The sequence below is a fragment of the Methanocalculus sp. genome, from assembly GCF_029762515.1.
Taxonomy (GTDB): domain Archaea; phylum Halobacteriota; class Methanomicrobia; order Methanomicrobiales; family Methanocorpusculaceae; genus Methanocalculus.
Map to the genome: position 1 here is coordinate 1 of NZ_JARVGN010000539.1, position 1,262 is coordinate 1,262.

Here is a 1,262-nt window from a genome sequence, read left to right on the forward strand (position 1 = left end):
CATGATAATCGGTGCAGTCGTTGTCGGCCTGATGACACTGGGATACCAGATCTCATTTGCTCCGATCGTCCTCTTTGTCATCGCCATGCTGATAGCGATGGTTGCGATCGTTGTTATTCTGAAAGGATATGCCAACCAGACTGGCAAGGGTGAATAGAGTGAAGATCTGTTGTGCCCAGCTCGGCTCAGTTCCGGAGGCACCAGATACAAATCTTGCCCGTGCAGACGATGCCATACGGAGTGCAGTTGCATCAGGTGCTGATCTTGTTCTCTTTCCTGAACAGTATGCAACCGGGTGGGATCCTTCCTCAACAAAGTATGCCGAGGAGAAAGGAGGTCCGATTGAGTCTGCCTGGTGTCAGATGGCTGAAGACCACGGAGTCTGGATCGTTGGGTCGCAGAGGACACAGTCACCGGTTGGTATCCAGAATACCGCCTTCATTGCAGCTCCTGATGGCTCTGTGCATGCACGATATGCAAAGACACATCTCTTCAGGTATGCGGGTGAAGATCAACATTTTGTGCCCGGAGATCGGCTCTCGGCCTGCTCCTGCGACGGGCTTATGGTCGGCCTTGCCATCTGCTATGACCTGAGGTTCCCTGAACTCTTCAGGCGGTATGCCGATCTCGGGGTTGAGTGTATGCTGGTTCCGGCAGCATGGCCGTGCAGCAGAATTGATATCTTCACACTTTTTCTGCAGGCCCGTGCAGTTGAGAACCAGTATTATGTTGCAGGTGTCTCCCCCACCGGAACAAACCCAATCGATCACTATTGTGGCAGATCGGCAATTGCTGATCCCCTCGGAAAAACCCTCTGCAGCGCAGGGGGGGATGAGGCGTGTATTGTAGCAGATGTGGATGCTGACTATGTTGCATCAGTCCGGAGACGTTTTCCTTTCCAGGATGATGCACGGTATGATCTCAAGGCCTGATACCCTCTCCTTATTATCTTTCGGCTCGAATCTGTAGATATGCATCGTCTCATCTGTATCCATTGCAAAAAGGAATATCCTCCCGATTCTGTGGTGTATACCTGTTCTGCATGTGGGCATCTCCTTGCGGTGGAGTATGATCTGGATGAGATCTCAATCTCCAGATCTGATCTCTCAAACCGCCCCCTTTCAGTCTGGCGGTACCGGGAGCTGCTCCCGGTTGAAATTCCTCCGGTAACACTCCAGGAAGGAGGGACTCCGCTCTACCATCTGAAAAGGATTGGGGAATCGCTTGGTCTTCCGCATCTCTACGCCAAGCATGAAGGGATG

1 protein-coding gene and 1 pseudogene are annotated in these 1,262 nt (G+C 52.2%); both read left to right on the forward strand.

Annotated elements, in window-relative coordinates:
- The first annotated feature begins 158 nt into the window (after positions 1-158).
- A complete protein-coding gene (locus QCH34_RS12970; RefSeq protein ID WP_300334740.1) occupies positions 159-932 on the forward strand; it encodes a nitrilase-related carbon-nitrogen hydrolase in 774 nt (257 codons plus the stop codon).
- A 39-nt stretch (positions 933-971) separates the two neighbouring features.
- Positions 972-1,262 (forward strand): annotated as a pseudogene (locus QCH34_RS12975) (threonine synthase); the annotation flags it as partial.